30 protein-coding genes are annotated in these 24,571 nt (G+C 72.1%); 17 read left to right on the top strand and 13 right to left on the bottom strand.

The window, feature by feature from the left end; all coding sequences use genetic code 11:
- Nucleotides 1-59 precede the first annotated feature (59 nt).
- From ACH34T_RS14240 to ACH34T_RS14255, 4 genes are read left to right on the top strand one after another with little or no spacing between them, the layout of a single operon-like run.
- Entirely contained in the window at nucleotides 60-1,223 is a 1,164-nt protein-coding gene (locus ACH34T_RS14240; protein WP_395992555.1) for a sensor histidine kinase, read from the top strand.
- A complete protein-coding gene (locus tag ACH34T_RS14245; protein ID WP_395992556.1) occupies nucleotides 1,220-1,894 on the top strand; it encodes a response regulator in 675 nt (224 codons plus the stop codon). The genes ACH34T_RS14240 and ACH34T_RS14245 overlap by 4 nt, the downstream gene beginning before the upstream one ends.
- Nucleotides 1,895-1,932: 38 nt before the next feature.
- Nucleotides 1,933-2,316 (top strand): BlaI/MecI/CopY family transcriptional regulator, encoded by a 384-nt coding sequence (locus ACH34T_RS14250; protein ID WP_395992557.1) that lies wholly within the window; start codon nucleotides 1,933-1,935, stop codon nucleotides 2,314-2,316.
- On the top strand, nucleotides 2,313-3,221 hold the full coding sequence (locus tag ACH34T_RS14255; protein WP_395992558.1) for a M56 family metallopeptidase: 909 nt from the start codon (nucleotides 2,313-2,315) through the stop codon (nucleotides 3,219-3,221). The genes ACH34T_RS14250 and ACH34T_RS14255 overlap by 4 nt, the downstream gene beginning before the upstream one ends.
- A 75-nt stretch (nucleotides 3,222-3,296) precedes the next feature.
- Here ACH34T_RS14255 and ACH34T_RS14260 read toward each other — a convergent pair whose 3' ends face one another.
- The 3 genes from ACH34T_RS14260 to ACH34T_RS14270 are packed head-to-tail and all read right to left on the bottom strand — an operon-like array spanning nucleotide 3,297 to nucleotide 6,009.
- Entirely contained in the window at nucleotides 3,297-3,956 is a 660-nt protein-coding gene (locus ACH34T_RS14260) for a maleylpyruvate isomerase N-terminal domain-containing protein (protein ID WP_395992559.1), read from the bottom strand.
- 43 nt (nucleotides 3,957-3,999) lie between these two features.
- Entirely contained in the window at nucleotides 4,000-5,472 is a 1,473-nt protein-coding gene (locus ACH34T_RS14265) for an MFS transporter (RefSeq protein WP_395992560.1), read from the bottom strand.
- Between the two features lie 48 nt (nucleotides 5,473-5,520).
- Nucleotides 5,521-6,009, bottom strand: coding sequence for a MarR family winged helix-turn-helix transcriptional regulator (locus tag ACH34T_RS14270; RefSeq protein ID WP_395992561.1), 489 nt, complete (start codon nucleotides 6,007-6,009; stop codon nucleotides 5,521-5,523).
- A 222-nt stretch (nucleotides 6,010-6,231) separates the two neighbouring features.
- Between ACH34T_RS14270 and trpS the strand changes: the two genes are divergently transcribed.
- Nucleotides 6,232-7,356, top strand: coding sequence for a tryptophan--tRNA ligase (gene trpS / locus ACH34T_RS14275; RefSeq protein WP_395992562.1), 1,125 nt, complete (start codon nucleotides 6,232-6,234; stop codon nucleotides 7,354-7,356).
- On the opposite strand, the gene ACH34T_RS14280 is transcribed toward trpS, so the two are convergent.
- The gene (locus ACH34T_RS14280; RefSeq protein ID WP_395992563.1) at nucleotides 7,353-8,234 is read right to left on the bottom strand and encodes a LysR family transcriptional regulator; all 882 of its coding nucleotides are present in this window, start codon (nucleotides 8,232-8,234) and stop codon (nucleotides 7,353-7,355) included. The two genes, trpS and ACH34T_RS14280, sit on opposite strands and share 4 nt — an antisense overlap.
- Nucleotides 8,235-8,308: 74 nt before the next feature.
- Here ACH34T_RS14280 and ACH34T_RS14285 point away from each other — a divergent pair, with 74 nt between their 5' ends.
- Genes ACH34T_RS14285 through ACH34T_RS14295 form a run of 3 tightly spaced genes read left to right on the top strand, consistent with a single transcriptional unit; the run spans nucleotide 8,309 to nucleotide 10,828 of the window.
- Entirely contained in the window at nucleotides 8,309-9,061 is a 753-nt protein-coding gene (locus tag ACH34T_RS14285; protein ID WP_395992564.1) for a hypothetical protein, read from the top strand.
- A 32-nt stretch (nucleotides 9,062-9,093) separates the two neighbouring features.
- Nucleotides 9,094-9,732: a TetR/AcrR family transcriptional regulator gene (locus ACH34T_RS14290; RefSeq protein WP_395992565.1), complete on the top strand. Its 639-nt coding sequence runs from the start codon at nucleotides 9,094-9,096 to the stop codon at nucleotides 9,730-9,732.
- Nucleotides 9,722-10,828 (top strand): winged helix DNA-binding domain-containing protein, encoded by a 1,107-nt coding sequence (locus tag ACH34T_RS14295; RefSeq protein WP_395992566.1) that lies wholly within the window; start codon nucleotides 9,722-9,724, stop codon nucleotides 10,826-10,828. The genes ACH34T_RS14290 and ACH34T_RS14295 overlap by 11 nt, the downstream gene beginning before the upstream one ends.
- A gap of 86 nt (nucleotides 10,829-10,914) precedes the next feature.
- On the opposite strand, the gene ACH34T_RS14300 is transcribed toward ACH34T_RS14295, so the two are convergent.
- Complete coding sequence (locus ACH34T_RS14300) at nucleotides 10,915-11,403, bottom strand: MarR family winged helix-turn-helix transcriptional regulator (RefSeq protein ID WP_395992567.1); 489 nt, start codon at nucleotides 11,401-11,403, stop codon at nucleotides 10,915-10,917.
- A 96-nt stretch (nucleotides 11,404-11,499) separates the two neighbouring features.
- On the opposite strand from ACH34T_RS14300, the gene ACH34T_RS14305 reads away from it, so the two are divergent.
- On the top strand, nucleotides 11,500-12,273 hold the full coding sequence (locus tag ACH34T_RS14305) for a dioxygenase (protein ID WP_395992568.1): 774 nt from the start codon (nucleotides 11,500-11,502) through the stop codon (nucleotides 12,271-12,273).
- Nucleotides 12,274-12,313: 40 nt separating this feature from the next.
- Here the strand turns inward: ACH34T_RS14305 and ACH34T_RS14310 are convergent, their stop codons facing one another.
- Complete coding sequence (locus ACH34T_RS14310; RefSeq protein WP_395992569.1) at nucleotides 12,314-13,204, bottom strand: NAD-dependent epimerase/dehydratase family protein; 891 nt, start codon at nucleotides 13,202-13,204, stop codon at nucleotides 12,314-12,316.
- A 262-nt stretch (nucleotides 13,205-13,466) separates the two neighbouring features.
- Here ACH34T_RS14310 and ACH34T_RS14315 point away from each other — a divergent pair, with 262 nt between their 5' ends.
- A complete protein-coding gene (locus ACH34T_RS14315) occupies nucleotides 13,467-13,979 on the top strand; it encodes an O-acetyl-ADP-ribose deacetylase (RefSeq protein ID WP_395992570.1) in 513 nt (170 codons plus the stop codon).
- Between the two features lie 37 nt (nucleotides 13,980-14,016).
- On the opposite strand, the gene ACH34T_RS14320 is transcribed toward ACH34T_RS14315, so the two are convergent.
- Together ACH34T_RS14320 and ACH34T_RS14325 are read right to left on the bottom strand one after the other, a co-directional pair.
- Nucleotides 14,017-14,484, bottom strand: a complete 468-nt coding sequence (locus ACH34T_RS14320; RefSeq protein WP_395992571.1) for a universal stress protein — start codon at nucleotides 14,482-14,484, stop codon at nucleotides 14,017-14,019.
- 104 nt (nucleotides 14,485-14,588) lie between these two features.
- Complete coding sequence (locus ACH34T_RS14325; protein ID WP_395992572.1) at nucleotides 14,589-15,437, bottom strand: TIGR03084 family metal-binding protein; 849 nt, start codon at nucleotides 15,435-15,437, stop codon at nucleotides 14,589-14,591.
- A gap of 113 nt (nucleotides 15,438-15,550) precedes the next feature.
- Here ACH34T_RS14325 and ACH34T_RS14330 point away from each other — a divergent pair, with 113 nt between their 5' ends.
- The gene (locus tag ACH34T_RS14330; RefSeq protein WP_395992573.1) at nucleotides 15,551-16,381 is read left to right on the top strand and encodes a class I SAM-dependent methyltransferase; all 831 of its coding nucleotides are present in this window, start codon (nucleotides 15,551-15,553) and stop codon (nucleotides 16,379-16,381) included.
- 3 nt (nucleotides 16,382-16,384) lie between these two features.
- On the opposite strand, the gene ACH34T_RS14335 is transcribed toward ACH34T_RS14330, so the two are convergent.
- Entirely contained in the window at nucleotides 16,385-17,158 is a 774-nt protein-coding gene (locus tag ACH34T_RS14335) for an SDR family NAD(P)-dependent oxidoreductase (protein ID WP_395992574.1), read from the bottom strand.
- 155 nt (nucleotides 17,159-17,313) lie between these two features.
- Between ACH34T_RS14335 and mshA the strand changes: the two genes are divergently transcribed.
- The 5 genes from mshA (at nucleotide 17,314) to ACH34T_RS14360 (ending at nucleotide 21,708) form a co-directional block, all read left to right on the top strand.
- Nucleotides 17,314-18,642, top strand: a complete 1,329-nt coding sequence (gene mshA, locus ACH34T_RS14340) for a D-inositol-3-phosphate glycosyltransferase (RefSeq protein ID WP_395992575.1) — start codon at nucleotides 17,314-17,316, stop codon at nucleotides 18,640-18,642.
- Nucleotides 18,639-19,139, top strand: coding sequence for a YbjN domain-containing protein (locus ACH34T_RS14345; protein ID WP_395992576.1), 501 nt, complete (start codon nucleotides 18,639-18,641; stop codon nucleotides 19,137-19,139). The genes mshA and ACH34T_RS14345 overlap by 4 nt, the downstream gene beginning before the upstream one ends.
- A 29-nt stretch (nucleotides 19,140-19,168) precedes the next feature.
- Nucleotides 19,169-19,966: a phosphoglyceromutase gene (locus ACH34T_RS14350; protein ID WP_395992577.1), complete on the top strand. Its 798-nt coding sequence runs from the start codon at nucleotides 19,169-19,171 to the stop codon at nucleotides 19,964-19,966.
- A gap of 616 nt (nucleotides 19,967-20,582) precedes the next feature.
- Nucleotides 20,583-20,807 (top strand): hypothetical protein, encoded by a 225-nt coding sequence (locus ACH34T_RS14355; protein ID WP_395992578.1) that lies wholly within the window; start codon nucleotides 20,583-20,585, stop codon nucleotides 20,805-20,807.
- The gene (locus tag ACH34T_RS14360) at nucleotides 20,782-21,708 is read left to right on the top strand and encodes a hypothetical protein (RefSeq protein ID WP_395992579.1); all 927 of its coding nucleotides are present in this window, start codon (nucleotides 20,782-20,784) and stop codon (nucleotides 21,706-21,708) included. The genes ACH34T_RS14355 and ACH34T_RS14360 overlap by 26 nt, the downstream gene beginning before the upstream one ends.
- A 17-nt stretch (nucleotides 21,709-21,725) precedes the next feature.
- On the opposite strand, the gene ACH34T_RS14365 is transcribed toward ACH34T_RS14360, so the two are convergent.
- The gene (locus tag ACH34T_RS14365; protein WP_395992580.1) at nucleotides 21,726-22,832 is read right to left on the bottom strand and encodes a WD40/YVTN/BNR-like repeat-containing protein; all 1,107 of its coding nucleotides are present in this window, start codon (nucleotides 22,830-22,832) and stop codon (nucleotides 21,726-21,728) included.
- A 59-nt stretch (nucleotides 22,833-22,891) separates the two neighbouring features.
- On the opposite strand from ACH34T_RS14365, the gene ACH34T_RS14370 reads away from it, so the two are divergent.
- Nucleotides 22,892-23,194, top strand: a complete 303-nt coding sequence (locus ACH34T_RS14370) for a hypothetical protein (RefSeq protein WP_395992581.1) — start codon at nucleotides 22,892-22,894, stop codon at nucleotides 23,192-23,194.
- On the opposite strand, the gene ACH34T_RS14375 is transcribed toward ACH34T_RS14370, so the two are convergent.
- The 3 genes from ACH34T_RS14375 to ACH34T_RS14385 are packed head-to-tail and all read right to left on the bottom strand — an operon-like array spanning nucleotide 23,178 to nucleotide 24,490.
- A complete protein-coding gene (locus ACH34T_RS14375; RefSeq protein WP_395992582.1) occupies nucleotides 23,178-23,912 on the bottom strand; it encodes an alanyl-tRNA editing protein in 735 nt (244 codons plus the stop codon). The genes ACH34T_RS14370 and ACH34T_RS14375 overlap by 17 nt on opposite strands.
- 36 nt (nucleotides 23,913-23,948) lie before the next feature.
- Complete coding sequence (locus ACH34T_RS14380) at nucleotides 23,949-24,119, bottom strand: hypothetical protein (protein WP_395992583.1); 171 nt, start codon at nucleotides 24,117-24,119, stop codon at nucleotides 23,949-23,951.
- Nucleotides 24,120-24,130: 11 nt separating this feature from the next.
- Nucleotides 24,131-24,490 (bottom strand): DUF2516 family protein, encoded by a 360-nt coding sequence (locus tag ACH34T_RS14385; RefSeq protein ID WP_205717850.1) that lies wholly within the window; start codon nucleotides 24,488-24,490, stop codon nucleotides 24,131-24,133.
- Between the last annotated feature and the right edge of the window lie 81 nt (nucleotides 24,491-24,571).

Below are 24,571 nucleotides of genomic sequence, written 5' to 3' on the forward strand. Positions count from 1 at the left end.
CCGTGGGATTAGGCCCGCGGGCCAATGTGCGCGGAGGCGGGCGCGGTTACGATCGGCGCATGTCCGCCCAGACGCTGAGCCGCGTGCGCCGAGTGCGCCAGGTCGCGTGGAAGGTCCTGCTCTGGTCCGCGGCCGTCCTGTATCCCTTCGTCCTGATCGCCACAGTGATGAAGGGGCAGAGCGGCTTCGTCGCCGTGGAAATCCTCGTGTCGGCCGTGTTCACGGTGCTGGTGGCCGCCCTGCTGCTGCGCCATCCGCTGCCGGCCCAGGGAATACTGCTGCTGGCCTGGACCTGGGCCCTTCTGCAGCTCCCCGTCGAAGGCGTCGCCGCGCTGCTGATGATCATCACCGATCTCGGCGTCGGCTACATCGCGGCCACCCGTTCGCGCAGGGTCTCGATTCCGGTCGCCGCCGGGACGTTCGCCGTCCAGGCCCTGGCCGCCGTCGCGTTCCTGAGCGCGGACTCGATCCTGCTCACGACGATCACCCTGGCGGTGACCGTCACGTGGCTGGTGGGCGACTCGATCCGGGTGCGGCGGGCGAACGCCGAGACGCTGCGCGTCCAGGCGACGGCGCAGGCCGTGGCCGCCGAGCGGCTGCGGATCGCGCGCGAGCTGCACGACATGGTCGCGCACAGCATCGGCATCATCGCGATCCAGGCCGGGGTGGGCGGACGAGTGATCGACACGCAGCCCGCCGAAGCCCGCAACGCGCTGGACGCCATCGAGGCCACCAGCCGCGACGTGCTTTCGGGGCTGCGAAGGATGCTCACCGCGCTCCGCAAGGACGACCCGGGCGCCGCGCCGCTCGGCCCGTCCCCCCGCCTGGACGATCTCGACCGCCTGGCGGACGCGGCGAAGGACGCGGGCGTGCGGGTGGACGTCCGCTGGGAGGGCGAGCGGAGAGCGCTGCCGCCGGACGTCGACCTGTCGGCGTACCGGATCGTCCAAGAGGCGGTCACGAACGTGGTGCGTCACGCGGGCACGGACGAGTGCCGGGTGACCATCGGCTACGGGGACGAAGAGCTGTCCATCGAGGTCGACGACGACGGGCACGGCGGGGTGGTCGGCACCGGGTACGGCATCGTCGGCATGCGGGAACGGGTCGGATTGCTGCGCGGCGAGTTCGCGGCTGGGCCGCGTCCGGGCGGCGGGTTCCGGGTGGCGGCGCGGATCCCCTCACCGGTGGCGGCCGTACCGGCGGCGCCGGTGGCGGCGGCATGAGCGTCCGCATCGTGCTGGCGGACGATCAGCCGCTGATCCGGGCCGGGCTCCGGGTGCTGATCGCCGACACCCCCGATCTGGAGATCGTCGGGGAGGCGGGGACGGGCGCCGAGGCGGTCCGGCTGGTCGAGGACGTCCGGCCGGACGTGGTCGTCATGGACATCCGCATGCCCGACATGGACGGCATCGAGGCCACCCGCCGCATCACCACGGCCCGCGTGCTGATGCTGACCACGTTCGACGACGACGAGTACGTGTACGGCTCGCTCCGGGCGGGCGCGAGCGGGTTCCTCGTCAAGGACATGGCGCTGGAGGAGATCCTCTCGGCGATCCGCGTGGTGGCCGGAGGGGACGCGCTGATCGCGCCGAGCGTGACGAAGCGGCTGATCGAGGAGTTCGCGGCCGGGCCAGTGCCGCGTCCGAGGGCCGGGACGAAGCCGCCGCGTCCGGCCGACGGCGTCACGGAGCGGGAGCGGGAGGTGCTCACCCTGGTCGGGCGGGGGATGTCCAACCAGGAGATCGCCGGGGAGCTGTTCATCAGCGTGGCGACCGCGAAGGCGCACGTGGCGCGGCTGCTCGCCAAGCTGGACGCGCGCGACCGGGTCCAGCTCGTCATCACCGCCTACGAGCTGGGCCTCGTCGCGCCCTCTACCGGTGGTAGTACTACCTGACGTGGTCAGTGTCCGGTACGTCGGATAATCTGGCTGGCGTGAAAGGTCTGGGAGAGCTTGAACGCACGGTCATGGAGGTCCTGTGGGCGCGGGAGGACGCCGGCCGTGGCCCGGCGACCGCCCGTGACGTGAGCCGTGCGCTCGCCAACGCCCGCGACCTCGCGCACACCACCGTCATGACGGTGCTCGACAGGCTCGCCAAGAAGGGCTTCCTCGCGCGCGAGCGCGACGGGCGCGCGTGGCGGTACCGTCCGGTCGCGAGCCGGGAGGGCTACGTCACCGAGCTGATGCTCGGCGCGCTGAACGAGACGGGCGACCGCGACGCGGCGCTCGTCCACTTCGTCCAGTCCGTGTCGGAGGACGAGATCGACGTGATCCGGCAGGCCCTCGCCGGCCTCACCAGCAAGGAACCTCCGGCATGACCGGCACCGCCCTGCTCGCATTGATCTCACTGGGGACCGTCGGCGGGGCGCACTGGCTGTCCCAGGCCCGGTGGACGTGGCGCACGCCGCGCCTCGGGATCGCGCTCTGGCAGGCCCTCGGGCTGTGCTGGGGCGTCGCCACGATCGGGGCGCTGCTCGGGCTCGCCCTGCTGCCGTACGGGAAGGGCGTCCTCGGCGGGCTGCCCGGCCTGTACGACGACCAGGCCGCGCGGCTGAACGCCGTGCAGGTCGCGGCGCTGCTCGCCGCCGTCAGCCTCACCGGCGTGCTGCTGGTCATGCTGATGTACGCGGTCGTCCGGGTCGTACGGGCGCGGCGGCGGCACCGGGCGCTGCTCGCGCTGGTGTCGCGGTCCGACTCGGCCGTTCCCGGCACGCTCGTCCTCGACCATCCGGGTGCGGCGGCGTACTGCGTGCCGGGCGTGCGGTCATCGAAGGTCGTGGTCAGCGCCGGGACGATGGAGCTTCTCGACCGCGGCGAGCTCGCCGCGGTCCTCGCGCATGAGCGCGCCCACGCGCGCGAGCGGCACGATCTCGTGCTGCTGCCGTTCGCGTCGCTGCGGCAGGTGTTCCCGCAGTTCCGGCTGGTCGGACATTGCCTGGACGCGGTCGAGCTGCTGATCGAGATGGCCGCCGACGACCGGGCCAGGCACGGCCGCCCGCCGCGCGAGCTGGCGACCGCGCTGCTGCGGTTCGCCGCCGCCCGCCCTGCCGCGGCTCCGTCCGGGACGCTCGGCGTCGCGTCGCACGGCGACATCCCGGTGATGGCGCGGGTGAACCGGCTGCTCGAACCGCAGACGCTGCCGCGCACGTCCCGCTTCGCGGCCATGGTCGCCGTCCCGGTGATCGCCGGAGTTCCGCTGCTCCTCGTCGTCCTGCCCCACTGACGCGGCGAGCGCGGGCCGCGTCCGCCTCAACGCCGCCTTCGGCGCGCGGCCATCAGCGCGCGGTCAGCGCCGCCGTCAGCCGAGGACGGAGGGGAGCTTGTCGGCCAGGTCGCCCAGGGCGGCCTTCTCCGTTTCCGCCGGAGCGCGGCGGCCGGTCCCGACCAGGAGCGCGTCCGTGTCGGAGAACGACGCCGGGAACGACACCCCGGCGATCTTCTCCAGCGACGCGCGGGCGGCCGCGAGGGTCTCGGCGGGCGGCCCGGCGGCCGATCGGAGGTGGGCGATCAGGTCGAGGTGGTGCAGCGTCCATTCCATGACGTAGGCGGACAGGTAGTCGCCCGCCGTCAGCACCTTGTCCTGGGTGCTGACGCGGGCGGCCCGGTCGGCGAGTTCCGCCGCGCGCCCGGCGGCGGACCCCACGTCGTCGAAGTGGAACTTCAGCAGCCTCGGCTCGCCGTACGCGGCGGCCAGCCGCGGGATGAGCGCGTCGAGGGGGTCGTCGCCGGTCGGGGGCTCGACGAGGTCCCAGTAGGTCACCGCGTCCGCGGTCGGTTCGGCGTCGGCGTCGGCGGGCGTGACCAGCGTGATCAGGACGTCCTGGGCGTCGATGATCAGGTGGCACACCAGGTCCCGGACGAGCCAGCCGGTGCAGCCGGACGGCCGTCCCATGTCGTCGTCGGAGAGGTCGTCGACCGCCGCGCGGAGCGCTGTCCAAGAGCGTGAGAAGAGATCCACTTCGGCAAGGTAACGCCGGGCCGGAGCGGCGGACAAACCGGTTTCACGCCTTCACGGTCGTACCGGACGCTTCCGTACCGGACGGTTCCGCGGCGGCGTCCGCGGACGGCGCCTTCGGCGGGCGGCGCAGGACGACGGCGGAGACGGCGAGCGCGGCGACCAGCAGCCCGGCGGAGACCTGGAAGGCCAGGTGGTAGCCGCCGGTGAGCGCGGCGGCGGCGTCCCGTCCGTCCGCCCGGAGGGTCTCGGTGCGGGACGCGGCGAGCGTGGTCAGCACCGCGACGCCGAGCGCCATCCCGACCTGCTGGACGGTCGTGAACAGCCCGGACGCGACGCCCGCGTCGTCCGGCCGGGCGCTGGACATGCCGAGCGCGGTCAGCGACGGCAGGACGAGCCCGCCCCCGGCGACCAGCACGAACACGGGCAGCAGGTCGGTCACGTAGTCGGCGTCCACCGGGACGGTCGTGAGCCACGCCATGGCGCCGATGAGGAGCGCGAGGCCTGCCATCAGCACGAAGCGCTCCCCGAAGCGGTTCGACAGCCGCGCGGACGCCAGCAGCGACACCGCGCCGATCGCCACGGCCGCCGGGAGCATCGCCAGGCCCGTGTCGAGCGCGCCGTAGCCGAGGACCTGCTGCATGTAGAGGGCGACGACGACCTGGAACGCGAACATCGCCGACAGGGTCAGCAACTGCACGGCGTAGGCGCCGGACACGTTGCGGGAGCGCAGGATCCGCAGCGGCATCAGCGGGGTCGCGGCACCGGCCTGGCGGACGGCGAACCCGGCGAGGAGGGCGAGCGACACCGCGCCGAGCCCGAGCGTGTGCGCGGCGAGCCAGCCGTGGCTCTCGACCTTGACGATCGTGTAGATCCCGAGCATCAGCCCGGACGTGACGAGCAGCGCGCCCGCGAGGTCGGCCCCGGCGGCGAGCCCGAGGCCGCGGTCGCGCGGCAGGGCCGGGAGGGCGAGCAGGATCGTGGCGAGGCCGATCGGCAGGTTGATGAAGAAGATCCAGTGCCAGCTCAGCGCGTCGGTGAGCACCCCGCCGAGGACCGACCCGATGGACGCTCCGGCGGCGCCGGTGAAGCTGAAGACGCCGATGGCCGTCGCCCGTTCGCGGGCGTCGGTGAAGAGCGTGACGATGATGCCGAGGACGACGGCGGACGCGAGCGCGCTGCCGACGCCCTGCAGGAACCGCGCGGCGATCAGCAGTCCGGACGACGTCGCCGCGCCCGCGAGCACGGACGCCGCCGTGAACAGCGCGTTCCCGGTGAGGAAGAGCGTCCGGCGGCCGATGAGGTCGCCGAGACGTCCGGCGAGGAGGAGCAGGCCGCCGAGCGGGATGAGGTAGGCGTTCATCGTCCAGCTGAGGGAGGCGGGCGAGAAGCCGAGGTCGTCCTGGATGGCGGGCATGGCGACGGTCACGATCGAACCGTCCAGGATGGTCATCAACATCGTGGCGGACAGCACGCCGAGCGCGGCCCAGCGGGATCGCAGCAGAGTAGGCACGGTCATGAGAGAGACCGTAGCAGATAGTTTTATTACAGACGATCCTTGTCAGATCTACTTTGTGCGCTCGCGGGCCCTGCGCACCGGCTGCGCGCTCTCGGACGGAGTTGCCAGATGCCCGCTGACCAGGTGGTTCAGTGCGCGCAGCAGGACCTCCCGATCTTCGCGCGGGAGGGAGCCGAGGGCCGCCTCGTGGACGCCGTCCACGATCTCCTGGCTGCGCGCCGCGACCCGGGCGCCCTCCTCGGTGACCGCGATGACCCGGGCCCGCCGGTCCCTGGACGACGGGCGCCGCTCCGCGAGCCCTGCCTTCTCCAGGGCGTCCACGGTGACGACCATGGTCGTCTTGTCCATGTCGCCGATCTCGGCCAGCTGGATCTGGGTGCGCTCCTCCTCCAGCGCGTGCACGAGGACGCAGTGCATCCGCGGCGTCAGCCCGATCTCGGCGAGCGCCGCCGTCATGCGGCTGCGCAGCACGAAGCTGGTGCGGTCGAGCAGGAACGACAGGTCAGGGCTGGTGCGGGCGGGGGCCATCGACGTCATACGGCCAGCCTACCCAATGGTTTCGTTCTAGATTATCTACGAGCACCCGCATCTGGTCCGCTATTCTTGGGGCCATGTACCGCACCGTGTGTCAGGGCTGGTGGCCGTCCTAGGACGGCCGACCCCCACGCACGCCATCGGGCCGTCCACCGGACGGCCCTTTCTCATCCTCGGTGACTCGGGCGGTCCGGCGGAACGGCCGGACCCATCGAGGAGAGACCCATGCAAACCGCGGAAACCACCGCCACCGCCACCGCCACCGCCACCGCCACGGCCGCCGCTACCGCTGCCGCCGCCGCAGACGCCACCGCCGACGGCTTGCGCGCCGCCGAACGCCGGAGCCGTGAGCTTGAGGAACGCATCGCCGCCGAGCCCGGCGCGTTCCGGATCCTGACCGGCGACCGCCCCACCGGGCCGCTGCATCTCGGCCACTACTTCGGCACCCTCGCGAGCCGGGTGCGGCTCCAGCGCGCGGGCGTGGAGCTGTTCGTGCTGGTCGCCGACTACCAGGTCCTGACCGACCGCGACGTCGCCGACCGTCTGGACGAGCACGTCGAGGGACTGATCGCCGACTATCTCGCGGCCGGGATCGACCCGTCCACGGCGACGATCTTCCGGCACAGCGCCGTCCCCGCGCTGAACCAGCTCATGCTGCCGTTCCTGTCGCTGGTCTCGATCGCCGAGCTGAACCGCAACCCCACCGTGAAGGACGAGATCGCGGCGTCGCGGCAGGCGTCGGTCAGCGGGCTGATGTTCACCTATCCCGTCCACCAGGCCGCCGACATCCTGTTCTGCAAGGCGAACCTCGTCCCGGTCGGCAAGGACCAGCTCCCGCACCAGGAGATCACCCGGACGATCGCGCGCCGCTTCAACGAGCGCTACGCGCCCGTGTTCCCCGTGCCGGACGCGCTGCTGTCCGCCGCGCCGAGCCTCCTCGGCACCGACGGCCAGAAGATGAGCAAGAGCCGCGGCAACGCCGTCGCCCTGTCCGCCGGACCGGACGAGACCGCCCGGCTGATCAGGCGCGCGGTGACCGACGACGAGCGGCGCATCACCTACGAGCCCGGAACGCGTCCTCAGGTCTCCAACCTGGTGCAGATCGCGGCGCTCTGCCAGGGCCGCGACCCGCACGCCGTCGCCGCCGAGATCGGCGACGGCGGCGCAGCCGCGCTCAAGAAGGTCGTGACCGACTCCGTCAACGAGTTCCTCCGCCCGATCCGCGCCCGCCGCGCCGAGCTCGCCGCCGACCGGGCGTACCTGCGCGGCGTCCTCGCCGAGGGCGACGAGCGCGCCAACGCCATCGCGGACCGCACCCTGACCGAGGTCAGGACCGCCATGACCGCCTAGCGCGCGACCGCGGCGACGAACGACGCGCTCGCGGGCCCGATGGTGCGCGGGTGGAGGAGCTCGGTGCGATGGACGATCCGCGGCGCGCGGACGGGCACCTCCACCAGCCCGGGATGCCCGGCCGCGAGCCCGGCGGGGAGCGCCGCGAGGCCGTGCCCGGCGCTGACGAGGTCGATGAGCAGCGCCGGGTCGCCGCCCTCGCAGGCGAAGGACGGCCGGAACCCGTCCCGCGCACCCGTCACGTGCCGGAGCGACGGCAGCGGGACGGCCGCGTCCGGGGCGTCCAGCCAGAGGGCGTCGACGAGGCCGTCCAGGTCGAGGCCGGGACGGGCCGCCAGCGGATGCGACACGGGAAGCGGCACGACCAGCGGACGCTCGTCCACCGCGACCGCCGTGATCGGGACGGCGTCGTCCAGCCGGAGCGGGTCGCTGGGCGCGGCGGCGCCGTCGACGAGGCCGATGTCGAGTTCGCCCGTCGCGACGGCGGCGGCGATCCCGGCGCGCGGCAGGACCTGGACGGCGACGTCCAGCCGGGGATGGCTGCGGCGCGCCTCGGCCAGCGGCCCCGCGATGTGGACGGCGGCCAGCGGCGACGCCCCGACCCGCAACCGCGACCGCGCCGCCGAGCCCAGCCGGACGAGCTCCGACCGCGCCGCCTGGATCCGCAGCAGGATCGGCCCGGCGTGTTCGAGGAGCCGGGCCCCGGCCTCCGTCGTCGCGACCGGGCGGCGGCGCAGCAGGGTGACCTTGAGATCGTTCTCCAGCGACGCGATCTGCTGCGAGACGGCGGCCTGCGTGTAGCCGAGCTCCCGCGCGGCGGACGAGAACGACCCCGTCCGGACGACGGCGACGAACGTGCGCAGCAGATGCGGATCCATGGGATAAGGCTTCCTTATGTACTCTCGACAATCATCGTTGGTGCTTAAGCAGGGTCCGGGCCAGTATCGGAGGCATGACCTTCACCGCGCGCATCGCACTGGTCGGAGACCGGTCACCGAGCGTCCAGTCGCACGTCCGGATACCGCGGCTGCTGGAGGCCGTCCGGGAACGGCACGGGCTGCTCGTCGAGGCGTACTGGATCCCGACCGACGAGGCCGAGGACGGGATGGCCGGTTTCGACGGCGTATGGCTGCTGCCCGGCAGCCCGTACCGGAGCGAGGCCGGCGCGGTGGCGGCCATCCGGTCGGCCAGGGAGAGCGGCATCCCGATCCTCGGGACGTGTGGCGGCTTCCAGCACATGATCCTGGAGTTCGCGCGCAACGTCTGCGGCCTGAAAGAGGCCCGCCACGCGGAGTACGACGGACCCGCCGACGACCACGACGACCACGACCGAAACGACCGCGTCCGGCTCGGCGGCGACGCGGTGATCACGCCGCTGGCGTGCTCGCTCGCCGGGCACGAGGCCGAGGTGAACGTGACCGCGGGGTCGTTCGCCGAGCGGGTCATGGGCGCCACGCGCAGCATCGAGCGGTTCAACTGCGCGTTCGGTCCGAGCCCCGGCCACCTAGACCTGCTCCGGGCGAACGGCCTGCGCTTCACGGGCCACGACGACGAGGGCCAGGTGCGTATCGCCGAGCTGCCCGGCCACCCGTTCTTCTTCGCCACCCTCTTCCAGCCGGAGCTGGCGGGCGACGGCACCCGCCCGCACCCCGTCATCACAGCGTTCGCGACCGCCGCCGCGGAGACACGAACGAACCGACCATAGAACGGAATTGTTCGTTCCCTTAACATGGGGGCATGGAGACCACGGCACCGGCGCCCATGAGCGGGCGCAAAGCGCAGGCGGCACGCAACGACGAGCTGATCAGAGAGGCGGCGCGGGCGGTGTTCACCGCCGACCCGGGCGCGCCGATCTCGGCGGTCGCCGAACACGCCGGGGTGGGGATCAGCGCGCTGTACCGCCGCTACAAGAGCAAGGAGGACCTGCTCCAGAAGCTCGCCGACGACGGGATGGACCGCTACCTCGCCGAGGTCGAGACCGCGCTCGACCAGGACGGCGACCCCTGGGACGCGTTCGCCGGGTTCATGCGCCGTTGCCTGGACATCGGCGCCGGCTCGCTCACCATGCGCCTCGCGGGCAGCTTCGAGGTCACCGAGGAGATGAGCCGCAAGGGACAGGAGATCCATCTCGCGACGAAGCGACTGCTGGAGCGCACCCAGGAGGCGGGGGCGCTGCGCCCCGAGATCGAGGTCGGGGACATCTCGGTGATGCTGGAGTACCTGCACGCCATCCGGATCGGCGACGATGACCGCATGAACCGGCTCCAGCACCGCTACCTGGCGCTCATGCTCGACGCCCTGCACCTGACCGGCGAGGAGGAGCTCCCGGGCCCTCCTCCCACGTGGCAGGAGCTTCGGGGGCGCTATGACGGATGACACCCCGGTGCTCGGACGCCGGGCGCTGAACCGGGCGCTGCTGGCGCGGCAGTTGCTCCTGGAACGGCACGCGATGGCTCCGCTGGACGCGATCGAGCATCTCGTCGGCATGCAGTCGCAGGCGCCGAACCCGCCGTACATCGGGCTGTGGAGCCGCCTCGCGGACTTCGACTTCGGCGACGTCGGCGAGCTGATGACCGCCCGCCGCGCGCTCCGGATCGTCCTCATGCGCGGGACGCTCCACCTGGTCAGCGCCCGCGACGCCCGCGCGCTCCGGCCGCTCACCCAGCCGATCAGGGACAACCATCTGAAGAGCAGGGCCGCGGACCTCGACGGCGTCGACCTCGACGCGGTCGTCGCCGAGGCGCGGCGGCTGCTCGCGGACGAGCCGCGCACCGACAAGGAGCTGCGCACCCTGCTGGCCGAACGGTGGCCCGACGGCGACACCGCGCTGCTCGGCTGGGCCGTCCGGCTGCGGCTGCCGCTCGTCCAGGTTCCGCCGCGCGGGATCTGGGGCGCGTCGGGCATGGCCAGGCACACGACGCTCGACACATGGCTGGACGACGACGCCCCGCCCGACCTGTCCCTGGACGATCTGGTGCTGCGCTACCTGCGCGCGTTCGGCCCGGCGAGCGTGCAGGACGTCCAGCAGTGGTCGGGGCTGACCCGGCTGGGCGAGGTCGTCGAGCGGCTCACGCCGGGGCTGGTCGCGTTCCAGGACGAGAACGGCCGGACGCTCTACGACCTGCCCGGCGCGCCGCGTCCTGATCCGGACTCCCCGGCGCCGGTACGGTTCGTCCCCGACTTCGACAACCTGCTGCTCTCCCATGCCGACCGGGCCCGCATCGTCACTGAGGAGCACCGCAGGCGGATCTTCACGATCAACGGCATCATCCGGGCGACGTTCCTCGTGGACGGCTTCGTCCACGGCATGTGGAAGATCGAGAAGAAGCGCGGTGAGGCGGTGCTGCGCTTGGACCCGTTCGTCCCCGTCCCGCGGCCGGACCGGACGGCGCTGGAGGAGGAGGGCCTGCGCCTCCTCGCCGCCGCCCACCCCGAGGCGAAGACGCACCGCGTGGAGTTCACCCCGGCCTAGCCCCGCCACCCCCCGGCTCCGCTCCACCCCCGCCCCGCATCGGCTCCGCCCCGGCTCCGCTCCCGCCCGCGCGCGGCGACCGGCGGTCAGCCTTCGCCGCGGGCGCAGGGGGCCTCCCGCTTCGGGTCGAGGGAGCCGAGGAGGGCGTGCAGCGTCTCGCGGAACTCCAGCATCTGCTCGCGGGTCAGCGGGTCGAACAGGTGCCGCCTGACCTCGGCGACATGGCCGGGCGCGGCCTCGTCGAGGACGGCGAAGCCCGCGTCGGTGAGTTCGGCGACGGTGGTGCGGCGGTCGGCGCCGTTCTTGGTCCGCCGTACCCAGCCCGCCTCCTCCAGCCGGTTGACGGCGTGCGAGAGGCGGCTCGGCGACGAGTGGACGATCTCGGCCAGCTCGGTCATGGTGCGGGCGCGGCCCGGCGACTCCGACAGCATCGCCAAGATCATGTAGTAGGTGTGCGGCAGGCCGGAGTCGCGCTGGAGCTGGCGGTCGAGGGCCTCGTTGAGCAGGCGCGACGTCCACAGGAAGGCGCGCCAGGTCTCCTGTTCGTCGGCGTCGAGCCATCGCGAGTCCGTCATGCCGACACTCTACCCAAGATGATTGAACCCTCAAGACTTGAACATTCAACTAGCAGGATGTTATAGTTCAAATGTGAAATAAGAGGGGGACTAACCATGTCCAGGATGCCCGTGCTCTACCTCAGCCACGGGGCCCCGCCCCTGGCCGACGACCTCGTCTGGACGGACGAACTCGCCCGCTGGGCCGCGGACCTGCCGAAACCGAAGGCGATCCTGATCGTGTCGGCGCACTGGGAGGAGGCGCCGCTGACCGTCGGCGCCACCCGCCGGGCGCCGCTGCTGTACGACTTCTGGGGCTTCCCGGAGCGCTACTACCGCGTCCGCTACGACGCGCCCGGCGCCCCGGAACTGGCGGACGACGTGGGCGGACTCATCCCCGGCGTGCACCGGGACGAGACCCGCGGCCTGGACCACGGCGCCTACGTACCGCTCGTGGAGATGTATCCGGACGCCGACGTCCCCGTCCTGCAGATGTCCATGCCGACGCTGGTGCCCGCGCGGCTCTTCGAGATCGGACGGGCCCTCGCGCCGCTGCGCGATCAGGGCGTCCTCATCGTCGGGAGCGGTTTCACGACGCACAACCTGCGCGAGCTGCCGTCCGGTCCCGACGCCGCACCGCCCGCCTGGTCGGCGGAGTTCGACGCGTGGACGGACCACGCGGTGAAGAGCGGCGACGTCGACGCCCTTCTCGACTTCCGCGCCAAGGCCCCCGCGGCCCGCATCGCCCACCCGCGGACGGAGCACTTCGCGCCGCTGTTCATGGCGCTCGGCGCGGGTGTGGAAAGTCACACCGGCGATCCGTCGGAACGGCGATCCGTCATCGACGGCTACTGGTTCGGGCTCGCGAAGCGGTCGTTCCAGTTCGGTTGACGGTTGTCACGTTCCGTCCGGAAGCAACCGGTTCGTTGGGTCAGCGGGTGCGGGCGGCGCCGTTCACGCGCGAGCCGTCCGCCGCCCGCGCGGCGCCGTCCCTGCGGGAGAAGCCGGTGCGCCACGAGGCGACCTGCGGCTTCCACCCGAGAGTCAGCGCCTTCGCGTTCGACACGGGCCGGCCCATCGTGGCCGCGTGCTTCCCGGCGTTGCCCGGGTCGGGCGCGCCGATCGCCGCGCTGTAGACCGGCAGCCAGTCGGCCGTGGTCGCGGGCTCGTCGTCCACGACGTTGACGGCGCCCGCGGGCCATTCGAGCGCCGCGAGCGCGGCCGACGCCGCGTCGTCGGCGTGCACGAACGACGTCCACGACGGCGCCGGGCGCATCGTGCCCGCGCGCACCCGCTCGGCGATGGCGCCGTCCGGCGCGTACCACGTGCCCGGCCCGTACAGGGCGCCGTACCGCAGCACCACGCCGCGCGGCATCTCGCCGACCGCCGCCTCCAGCGCCGCGACGCCCTCGTAAGGCGGCAGCGACGCGTCGAGCGGGTCGGTCTCGACGGCCGGGGCGTCCCCGGCGACGTACAGCCACGCGATGCTCTGCGCGATCATCGTCTCGACGTCCGCTTCCCTGGCCGCGTCGACCAGGTTCCGGGTGCCCTCGATGCGCAGATGCGAGTTGGCGGCGAAGTCCTCGGCGCTGAGATCGGTGAGCTGGTGGATCACCGCGTCCGGGCGCTCGGCCGCGACGGCGGCGCGCACGGCGGCGGCGTCGAGCACGTCCAGGACGACCGGCGTGGCGCCGAGCACGCGGAGCCCGTCGGCGCGCTCGGATCGGCGTGTCGTCCCTGCGACCTCGTGGCCCGCCTGGACGAGCAGCGGGATCAGCCGGCGACCGACGACTCCGGTCGCTCCGGCGAGGAGAATCTTCAAGGGGGTACCTCCACGACTTGCACGCCTTTGTGGTCGTCTCGACGGCAGGATAGGCAGTCACTCTTTCGACGGTCACGCCCGGCCCTCCCGTACGGGCGCCCCCCACGGCATCGGCCGGACGAAAACGGACGGGCGTCACCGCCCCCGCAAACCCGTCCGCCATGAGCGTACCGCCGGGAAGCAACCGAACGCGTTTCGCATCCGGCGCGGGGGAGAATTCTTCTCTTCTGACGGGTTCGGCCACAGCGGAGGAACGGCGGACATGAACATCACTCTCGTCCGGGGCGACATCACGGAGCAGAAGGTGGGCGCGGTCGTGAACGCGGCCAACTCCTCGCTCCTCGGCGGCGGCGGGGTGGACGGCGCGATCCACCGCAAGGGCGGCCCGGAGATCCTGGACGACTGCCGCAGGCTGCGCGCCGCCCAGTACGGCGGCGGCCTCCCGACCGGGCAGGCCGTAGCGACGACCGCCGGACGGCTGCCCGCCGACTGGGTCATCCACACCGTCGGTCCCGTGTACTCGGCCGGCGACGACCGCTCCGACCAGCTCGCCTCCTGCTACCGGGAGGCGCTGCGGGTCGCGGACGAGCTCGGCGTCGAGTCGATCGCCTTCCCTGCCGTGTCGGCGGGCATCTACGGCTGGCCCATGGACGACGCGGCCCGTATCGCCGTCGGCACGGTCCGCTCCACGCCGACCAACGTCACGGACGCGCGGTTCGTCCTGTTCACCTCGGACGCGTACGCCGCCTTCGAGCGGGCCGTCGGCACGCCCTGACCCCGGCCGCCCCGCCGCCGCGCGCCGCGTCCGCCCGTCAGTCCTCTCCCTTCGGCGGCGGGACCACCAGGACCGGACGCCCGGCGTGATGAAGGACACGGGTCGAGACGCTGCCCAGGATCAACGAGCGGGCGCCTCCCAGGCCGCGCGAGCCGGTGACGATGAGGGACGCGTCCAGCTCGTCGGCGACGTCCACGATGGCGGGCCAGACCGGCCCGCCGCCCCGTTCCGCGCGGGTCGTCACGTCCGCCAGCCCGCCCGCGGCGGCGAGGTCGGCGCCCTGCCGGGCGAGCCGCTCGGCCTGCTTCTCCTCCTCGAACCGCTCGCCCGGTTCCGGGTCGACGGCCACCGGTGCCGCCGCCGCCAGCGGCGTCCAGCTCAGCTGCGTCAGCAGCGGCTCCCACACCGTCAAGACCACGGCCGGCTCCGGCCGGACATGCCGGGCGGCGTAGCCGGTCGCGGCCCGCGCGTCGTCGGACCCGTCATAGGCGATGAGAATCGTCATGGGGAGGACATGTCCGTGTTCGAGCCGCCTGAACGTGACGATGACCGCATCCGGCCCCTACATCCGCTCACCCAGCGCTGACGGTCGGGACTTGGGCAGGGCGCTCAGCGGGCGGAGGCGGTGGGGGTGCGGCCGGGGCCGGGTGGGCCTGCGAAGGCCTGGGCCACGTCCAGCCAGCGGTCGGCGTCCGGGCCGGCGGCGGTGAGCGCGAGGTCGTCGCGGTGCCGCCGCTGGGTCGCGAGCAGGCAGAAGTCGAGCGCGGGGCCGGTGACGGACTGCGGCGCGTCCGCCGGGCCCCACGTCCACGTGTCGCCGTCCGGTCCCTCCAGGACGATGCGGAACTCGTCGGCGGGAGGTTCCAGGCCGCGGTTGCGGAACGCGAAGTCGCGGGTCCGGACGCCGATGTGCGCGACGTGCCGGAGGCGGCGCGTGGGCGCGCGGCGCTCGCCGAGGGCGTCGGCGACGTCCTCGCCATGCGCCCACGTCTCCATGAGCCGCGCCGTCGCCATCGACGCCGCACCCATCGGCGGCCCGAACCACGGAATCCGCTCCCCGGAAGGGCCAGCGGTAGGCCGAGCGGAGCTCGTCGATTGATTGGTGGTGGATGGGGGCTGGAGGACGGTGAGCGCGTCGATGATGCGGCGGCGTCCGTCGCGCCAGCGGGCGAGGAGGCGGGCGGGGTCCTCGGCGGCGCCCTCCCGCGCGCCTGCCTCGACGTACCCGCCGGGGTCGGCGATGGCCCGCTCAAGGAGCCTCGCGAACGCGTCGGCGTCGGTGGCGGCGACGGTGGCCTGCGCGTCCGTCCAGGCGAGGTGGGCGATCTGGTGCGCGATCGTCCAGCCCTCGGCCGGGGTCGCGGCCGCCCAGCGCGCGGCGGGCAGCGGCGCGACCAGGGCGTCGAGGGAGTCGCCCTCGGCGGCCAGGTCGGCGAGGAGGCTGTGCAGGTCCGGCATCCTGTCAGGATCTCCCGTCCCGGCGGCCGCCGTACAGACCCGAACAGAATTTCGTTCCATAAAAGGGTTCGCCGGTGGACGAGGCATGGCGGGTCGCGAGGAACAATTGGCCGGTGCCCCCCAAGCAGCGGCCGCGGGGGGAGGCGACCCGCGGCACCACCGCCCCCAACCGGCTCCGCCGCGTGGACCGCTGGATCGCCGCCACCCAGACCCGTCCCCTGCGCTCGGGCCCGCGCCCGCTGGCCGTCGACCTCGGCTACGGCGCGTCGCCGGTCACGACCGTCGAGCTCTACACCCGGCTCCGCGCGGTCTCGCCGCGCCTGGACGTCGTCGGCATCGAGATCGACCCTGACCGGGTCGCCGCCGGGGTCGCCCTCCTCGCCCGGGACGGCTCGGAAGGTTCCCTGGACGGGCTGTCGTTCCGGCGCGGCGGATTCGAGCTGCCGGTCGCGCGCCCACCCGTCCTGATCAGGGCGTTCAACGTCCTGCGGCAGTACGAGGAGGCGGCGGCCTGGCGCGCCTGGGACGAGCTGACCGCCCGCCTCGACCCGTCCGGCGTCCTCGTCGAAGGGACGTGCGACGAGATCGGCCGCCGCGCGGTGTGGGCGACGCTCACCCCCGAGGGCCCGCGGACGATCACGTTCGCGGCGCATCTGCCGACGCTGGAACGTCCGTCCGAGCTGGCGGAGCGGCTGCCGAAGACGCTGATCCACCGGAACGTGCCGGGCGAGCCCGTCCACGCGCTGCTGGCCGCGTTCGACCGGTGCTGGGCGACGGCCGCCCCGCATTCCGCGTTCGGCCCGCGCGCCCGCTGGGTCGAGGCGGTCGCCCTCCTCTCCCGGACCCATCCCGTCGTCACACGTCCGCCCTGCGGCGGCAGAAACCGCTGGCGCCTCGGCGAGGTCACCCTTCCCTGGACGGCGGTCGCCCCCGCCTCCCGCTGAGCCCTACTCCCGGTGGAGCTTGTGCGGCGCGGCCTGGACGCGCGGCTGCACGTCGATGCGGTCGATGTTCACATGCGCCGGACGGGTCACCGCCCAGGCGACGCAGTCGGCGACGTCGTCGGCGACCAGCGGATCCGGGACGCCCTCGTACGGCTTGGCGGCCTTCTCCTCGTCCCCGTGGAACCGGACCAGCGAGAACTCCTCCGTCTTCACCAGCCCCGGCGCGATCTCCGTGACGCGGACGGGCTCGGCGACCAGTTCGAGGCGCAGCACGTCGTTCACCGCGTAGGCGGCGAACTTGGCCGCGTTGTACCCGCCGCCGCCCTCGTACGGGACGTGCCCGGCCAGCGAGGTGATGTTGACGACATGGCCGTCGCCGCTCTCGATCAGCTTGGGCAGCAGCGCCTGGGTCACGCGGACGAGCCCGAGGACGTTGCTGTCGTACATCGCCCGCCACTCGTCCAGGTCGGCGGTCGCCACGGTGTCGAGGCCGAGGGCGCCGCCGGCGTTGTTGACGAGCACGTGGCAGGCGGAGACGGCGTCCGCGAGGGCGTCCACCGATTCCTGCGACGTCACGTCCAGCGTGACGGGCATGACCTTCCCGGCACCCGTCGGGCCGGCGCCCGGCACGCTCTCGGCGATCTCCTTGGCGACGGCGTCCAGGCGGTCCCGGCGCCGCGCGGCGAGCACGACGTTGAACCCCTCCGCCGCCAGGCGCCTGGCCGTGGCCGCTCCGATCCCGCTGCTCGCTCCGGTCACTACCGCGGTCTTACGCATGGGCCCAGCCTCCCAGGTGGCCGCGCCCCGTCCCAAACTCCGGCGGCGAGACCCGTAGTGGCGGTGAGTCACGGCGGTGGGAAGTCACGATTGTCACCCTTGTCAGGGGAACAGGTGACGCGGTCGATAGGTTGCACTACCGGAGGTGGTGTCCGGTGTCGCGTCGTATCAGCAGGGTTGCGACGGTCAGTGTTCATACTTCCCCCCTCGACCAACCGGGGACCGGCGACGCGGGCGGCATGAACGTCTACGTCGTCGAGGTGGCGAAACGCCTCGCCGCCCGGGGCGTCGAGGTCGACATCTTCACCCGCGCCACCTGCCGCGCGATGCCGCCCGTCGTCGAGCTGGCCCCGGGCGTCCTCGTCCGCAACGTCATCGCCGGGCCGTTCGAGGAGCTGGACAAGACCGAACTCCCCCGGCACCTCTGCGGATTCACGTCCGGCGTCCTGCGCGCCGAAGCGGCGCACGAGCCAGGCCACTACGACCTCCTCCACACCCACTACTGGCTGTCCGGTCAGGCCGGGTGGGCGGCCAAGCAGCGGTGGGGTGTGCCGCTCGTCCACTCCATGCACACCATGGCGAAGGTGAAGAACGCGGCCCTCGCGGACGGCGACAAACCCGAACCGGCCGAACGCGTCCTGGGCGAGGAACAGGTCGTGGCGTCGTCCGACCGGATCGTCGCCAACACCGGCAAGGAAGCCCGCGAACTCATCGACCTGTACGGCGCCGACCCATCGCGTGTCGCGACCGTCAGCCCCGGCGTGGACCTGTCGATGTTCCACCCCGAGTCGTCCCTGGCCCGCAGCACCGGCCTCCTCCCGCACCGCACCGGCCCCGCCCGCCGCCGCCTCGGCCTCCCCCGCGACGCGTACGTGCTGCTGTTCGTCGGCCGCATCCAGCCGCTCAAGGCCCCCGACGTGCTGCTCCGCGCCGTCGCCCGCATGCTCGCCGACGACCCGTCCCTGCGCCGCGAACTCGTCGTCGCCGTCGTCGGAGGCCCGAGCGGCTCCGGACTCTGCCGTCCCGAGGGCCTGCAGAACCTCGCCGCCGGGCTCGGCATCTCCGACGTGATGCGGTTCGAGCCCCCGAGCCCGCAGGACGAGCTCGCCGACTGGTACCGCGCCGCGGACGTCACCGTCGTCCCGTCCCACAGCGAGTCGTTCGGGCTCGTCGCCGTCGAGTCCCAGGCCTGCGGGACGCCCGTCGTCGCGTCCCGCGTGGGCGGCCTCTGCACCGCCGTCGCCGACGGCGACTCCGGCGTCCTGGTCAGCGGGCACGACCCGGCCGACTACGCCGCCGTCCTGCGCCGCCTCCACGCCGAACCCGGCCTGCACGCCCGCCTCGCCCGCGGCGCCGTCCGCCACGCGAACACCTTCGGCTGGGACGCCACCGTCGACGACCTCCTGGACGTGTATACCGGAGCCGTGGACATCCGCACCCTTTCGATCCCGGCCGCCCGCAGCGCCGCCGAGGTCACCGCATGAGCGACGCGAACCCGGTCGACACCATCAGGAGGACCCTGCGGGCCGCCGACCTGGAGTTCGACGAGCCGCGCGAGAACGCGTTCTTCGTCAAGCTCCCCGGGCAGCACAAGCTCGCCACCATGACCTGGCTGATCGTCGGCGAGCACAGCCTGCACGTGGAGGCGTTCTTCTGCCGCCGCCCCGACGAGAACCACGCCGCCTTCTACCGCTTCCTCCTGGAGAAGAACGGCCGCATGTACGGGGTTGCGTTCGCGCTCGACGACGTCGGCGACGTCCACCTCGTCGGCCGGGTCCCCCTCGCCTCAGTCTCACCGGACGAGATTGACCGCCTCCTGGGCTGCGTCCTCACCTACTCCGACGAGAACTTCGACAAAGCCCTGGAACGCGGGTTCAAGTCGTCCATCCAGCGTGAATGGGACTGGCGCGTCAAGCGCGGCGAGAGCCTCGCCAACCTTCGGGCCTTCGCGTCCTTCGCCGACCCGGCCAACCGCGGATGACGACCGCCATGCCGCTAGGCTCTCGTCCCATGGCGACCCTGGTACTGCTCCGGCACGGCGAAAGCGTCTGGAACGCGGAAGGACTGTTCACCGGATGGGTGGACGTCGACCTGTCCGCGAAAGGCGAAAGCGAGGCGACCAAAGGCGGCGACCTGCTCCTGGACGCCGACATCACCCCCGACGTGCTGCACACCTCGCTGCTGAAGCGCGCCATCCGCACCGCCAATATCGCCTTGGACGTCGCCGACCTTCTCTGGATCCCCGTCCGCCGCTCCTGGCGCCTCAACGAACGCCACTACGGCGCCCTTCAGGGCAAGAACAAGGCCCAGACCCGCGAGGAATTCGGCGAACGGCAATTCATGACCTGGCGCCGTTCCTACGACACCCCGCCGCCGCCCATCAAGGACGACGACCCCCTCTCCCAGGTCAACGACCTCCGCTACGCGGAACTGCCGTCCGAACTGATCCCCCGGACGGAATGCCTCGCCGACGTCGTCGACCGCATGCTCCCCTACTGGTACGACGCGATCGTCCCCGACCTGGCCGCGGGGAAGACCGTCCTCGTCGCCGCGCACGGCAACTCCCTCCGCGGCCTCGTCAAGCACCTGGACGACATCTCCGACGAGCAGATCGTCGGCCTCAACATCCCCACCGGCATCCCCCTCGTCTACGAACTCGACGACGATTTCGCCCCCCTCAAACGCGGCGGCGAATACCTCGACCCGGCCGCCGCCAAGGCCGCCATAGAGTCCGTCAAAAACCAGGGCGCCGCCCCCACCCCGCCACTCCCCAAGCCCCCGCCCCCCAAGAAGGGCCGCAAGAAGTAACCTCACCCGTCCTTACCGATCATGGCGGCTCCCGCCCACTACGTGGATGACACCTAGTGAGCGGAAGGAACTCCATGAATGCCGCTACGGCGATCGACCTGGTGACGGCGGCGCTCGGCTTAATCAGCGCGCTACTGCCCTTCGCGGCCGGATACAGCCGTGCCCGGAACGGGCGGGACGGCGATGACCGCCGATGAAACCCGCGACGACCCGCCGCCCCACCCGGCCGTCCCAGACCAATCGCGGCGTTCATTGGGGTCGGTTCCCGGGCCCGATGGCAGAGTCGGTGCGGTGCGCGAGACGTTCCTGGACTTCTACATCGATCAAATCCCGCAGGTGGTGCGGTTCGTGATGATCGCTCGTAGCGCCACTCTCCATGCCGCCGAGGACGCCGCCCAAGAGGCGTTCATCGAGGCGTGGCACACCGCGCACAAGCCCGGGGCCTGGGAGCAGATCGAAAATCGGGAAGCTTGGATACGCACGATCGCGCTGCGTCGCCACGACCGCCCCGGCGGCACCCGCCGCCGTGAACCCCCCATCCTCTCGGGCTTAGAAGGCCTCCTCGCCGACCGCTCCTGCTCTCAACCCGATCCGGCCGACCTTGCGATCGGGGCGAGTGCTGGAGGCTTTGCATGCCATCCCCGACGAGCAGGCGCGTGCTGTGATGGCCTTCACCCTCGACGGCCACCCGGACAGCGCCATCGCCGCTCACCTGTACATCGATCCTCAGAAGGTCCGCAACCTCCGCGCCAAGGCCCGCGCACTGCTGCGCGTGTACCTGACCTCAAGCCACCGCAGGAAGGAGGGACGGCCCGATGACGCACCACGAACACGACGATGATCCGGCCGCCCTCACCGACCCCGAATTCGACCGCCTGCTGAGGGAAGCGTACGACGACCTATTGCGGCACACCCGAGAGCACATCAACCCCATGACCGGCCTACTGGCCTTCATGGATGACGACGCCCATCCCCCACAGCCGGAACCGACACGCAACAGCGATGGTCTGGTCGTCCTTGAACTCCGCACCCTCACGCAACGCACTCTGAAGCGGCTGCCAGAGGGAATCCTCGAGCTCCGTGCTGCGCTGCTCCGCGCAGACCTCCCCAATCCCAACCTCAAGCATCTGACTTATCTCATGACCCTCACGCAGGCCCTGATCACTATCAGCGACACCCGCCTATACGTCGCCCGCGCCCGCGCCACCGCCCAATGCCTTGACCTCGCCACCGACCTCGACTCCGTCCGCAACATCGCCCGAGACCTCGGCCGCGCCACCGACCTCCACTTTGCCCGAAGCCTCGCCCAAGACCTCGCCCAAGACCTCTACTCCGCCCGCGCCATCGACCGCACCTTCGTGCTCTACCACGCCCTCGAACGCAACCTCGCCAACGCCATCGACCCCGTACGCGGCCCCGTCCACTGCCCCCGCGAGGTCGCCAGCGTCATCGCCACCGACCTTGACGGCAAGCTTGGCTGGTCTTCGGAGAGTGTTTTCGCCCTGGTCCGAGCGGCGGCCTCAGCGCTTGGGGCGGAGTCAGTGAATCTGTCCGGTATGAACGTTTCACATTTGCGGGACATAGACCTCGAAGCGCTCGCGGGCACGGTGTGGAATCGGGCCACCACGTGGCCCGCGAACATACGCGACCTGATCGAGGACCATTCCGAGGAAATCGACGACGGGGTGTTCCAGGTCCGGCGGGGCACCGAACGCGACCCGCACGACTCCGTCCTGGCCTGAGTCCGGTGTCGTGTCCGTCAGGGGTCGATGGTGAGGTGGGCGGCGCGGCCCTTTTCGCCGGCGGCCCAGCAGGCGCCGTCGGGGGTGCAGTCGACGGTGTCGAAGCTGCCCTTGTCGAACTGCGTCCAGGTGCGGCCGGAGTTGAGGGTGAGGTCGCTGCCCGTCGGGCCCACGGCCAGCGCGATGGGGAGGTGGCGCGCGGGCCAGACGGCGCCGGAACGGTATTCGGCCGGGGGACGGCGTGCGAGGCGCCAGGTGCGGCCGCCGTCGCTGGTCGTGGCGGCGGCGTCCGGGGACGGTTCGCCCGGACGGTAGTCGCCGCCGACCGCGACGCCGTGCCGGGAGTCGCTGAACGCCACCGAGAACACGCCCTGGGACGCGCCGGACGGGAGCGGGGTGTCGGCGACCGTCCAGGTGCGGCCTCGGTCGCGGGAGTGGAAGACCCGCGAGCGGGACGCTCCTCCGGTGGCGAGCCACACGTCGCGTTTCCCGTGGCTCACCAGGCATTGGCCGCTGGCGGCGAACGCGAACTCGCCGTCCAGGGCAGGCGGCATCGCCTTCGATGGGAGCACCTGCCAGCTGCGGCCTGCGTCGTCGGTGGAGATGATGCGGAAGCGGCCGTCCACCGGGTCGCTCATCGCCAGCCCGTGGTGGGGGTCGAAGAACGTCATGCAGTCGTAGAACGCCTTCGGGTCGTCGTTCTTGAAGCCGAGCGTCCAGGTGCGGCCGCCGTCCGCGGTGCTGTAGACGCGGGACGCGTCGCCCTCGCCGATGGCCAGCACGGTGGCCCGCTGTGCGTCGAACGCCTCGATGTCGCGGAATTCGAGTCCGGCGGCGTCGGGCGGGGCGACGTTCTGCCAGGTGCGGCCGCCGTCGGTCGTCCGCAGGACGGTTCCGCCGCTGCCCGCGAGCCAGGCGGTCTTCCGGCCGACCGCGGCGAGACCGCGAAACCGGGCCTCGGCGCCGGTCGGCGTGAGGCGCCAGCCGAGGCCGCCCGTCCAGACGCGCGTGCCCTGGGTGGTCTCCGCGTGCGCGGTGCCCGGCACCGCGAGGGCGGCCGCGATCATCGCCGCGCACGCTCCGGTGAGCGACAGCTTCCGGGCCAGTGCCCGTTTCGGCTTCATAGCGCGCAAGCTAACGAAAGATGATCAAGCCGTCCAGGCCCATTCGGAGCTTGCAGCGGATGACGGACACGCAGGAGGCGATCGAGGCCCTGCTCCGCGACCTGTGCCCCGGCATCGGGGAGATCGACGCGGTCGCCGCGGCGGGCATCGCGGTCGGCGGCACGCAGGCCGTGATCGCGCACTGCCGCCGCGCGGGCTACGACCCGGTCTCCATGCGGGCCGCCTTCGACCGCGCCGTGGACCTCGTCGAGCACGGCCTGACCTCGGTCGACGCGCTGTCGCGGCCGTCCGCCTGGACCGCCGGGCACCGGCCGGCGGAGGCGCCCGCCGGGCGGTGCCCGGCTCCTAGTCCTCGATCTTGATGCGGAGGCGGCGGAAGCCGCGGCCCTTGTTCTCGACCTTCACGACCCTGATGCGGCCGACCTGCTTCGTGGACGCCACATGGGTCCCGCCGTCGGCCTGCGTGTCGAGCCCGACGATGTCGACGATCCGGACGTCCCGCACGTCGGCCGGCACGAGGTTCGTCGCCGTCCTGATGATGTCGGGGATCTCGAACGCCTCGTCGCGCGGCAGCGTCCTGACGTCGATGCGCCGGTCGGCCTCGACCTCGGCGTTGCAGGCGTCCTCGACGGCCTCCTTGAACCCGGGCGGGACCTCACGCAGGTCGAAATCCATACGGGCGGTCAGCGGCTCCATGTTGCCGCCCGTCACGAGGCAGCCGTAGTCGCGGAAGACCACGCCGCAGAGCAGGTGCAGGCCGGAGTGGGTCCGCATGAGCGCGGTTCGTCGGGCGTCCTCCACGAAGCCCTGCACGACGGTGCCGACCGGCGGAACGGGGTCGTCGTCCACCGGGATCAGGACCAGGTCGTCGCCCTTGCGCACACCCGCGATCCGGGTCTGGACGCCCTGCCAGAGCAGCACCCCGTGGTCCGGCGGCTGCCCGCCACCGCCCGGGTAGAACGCCGACCGGTCGAGGACGATCCCGTCCGCCCCCGAGTCGAGGACGACCGCCTCCCATTCCCGCAGCCCTTGATCGTCCAGCTCCAACCGTGTCGTGCGCCCCATGATCTCCGTGCCCATGCCCTCACCCTAACGACGACCCGCACGGCCCCGCGCTCAGGTTTCGAGCCTGCCCGCTGCCCATTCCTCCGGCGTGGCGTCGCGCCACCGGTCGAGATCGTCGCGGTGGATGACGAGGGCGCCCTCGGGCACCGTCCCCTCATCGAGCACCTTGCGGACGTGCTCGGCCTGCTGGCGGAGCCGGTCTGCGAACGTCGCATCGTCCATGTTCAGACGGGTTACCAGGGGCCGTAGGGGCCGGAGTGGGAGTTGCCGCCGTTGCGCTTCTTGAACGGGGCGACCGCCGGGCGGACGTCCGCGAGGTAGACGGCGGCGGCGATGAACGCGGCGACCGGGAGGATGCCGAGCAGCAGCGCGATCGGGCTGGCGCCGAGCGCCGCGGGCGCGACCGCGTAGGCCCCGCCGACCACCACCGTGACGATCAGGACGATCGTCCACATCTTCTTGCGCCACTTGCCCGCGGCGCTGAACGCGCTCTCCGGGACGGTCAGCGAGTCGATCAGCGCCCACGCCTCCATCGCGAACGCGATGATCAACAGCAGCCAGAAGAAGTAGTCCAGCACATTGAAGTCCGACATCGGCGATCAGCGCTCCTGCTCGTCTTGGACGGCGACTCCTCGTCGCGCACACGGGGCCTCACTACCCCAACCCTATGCGCG

This window comes from Actinomadura sp. 9N215 (genome assembly GCF_044326345.1).
Lineage (GTDB): Bacteria > Actinomycetota > Actinomycetes > Streptosporangiales > Streptosporangiaceae > Spirillospora.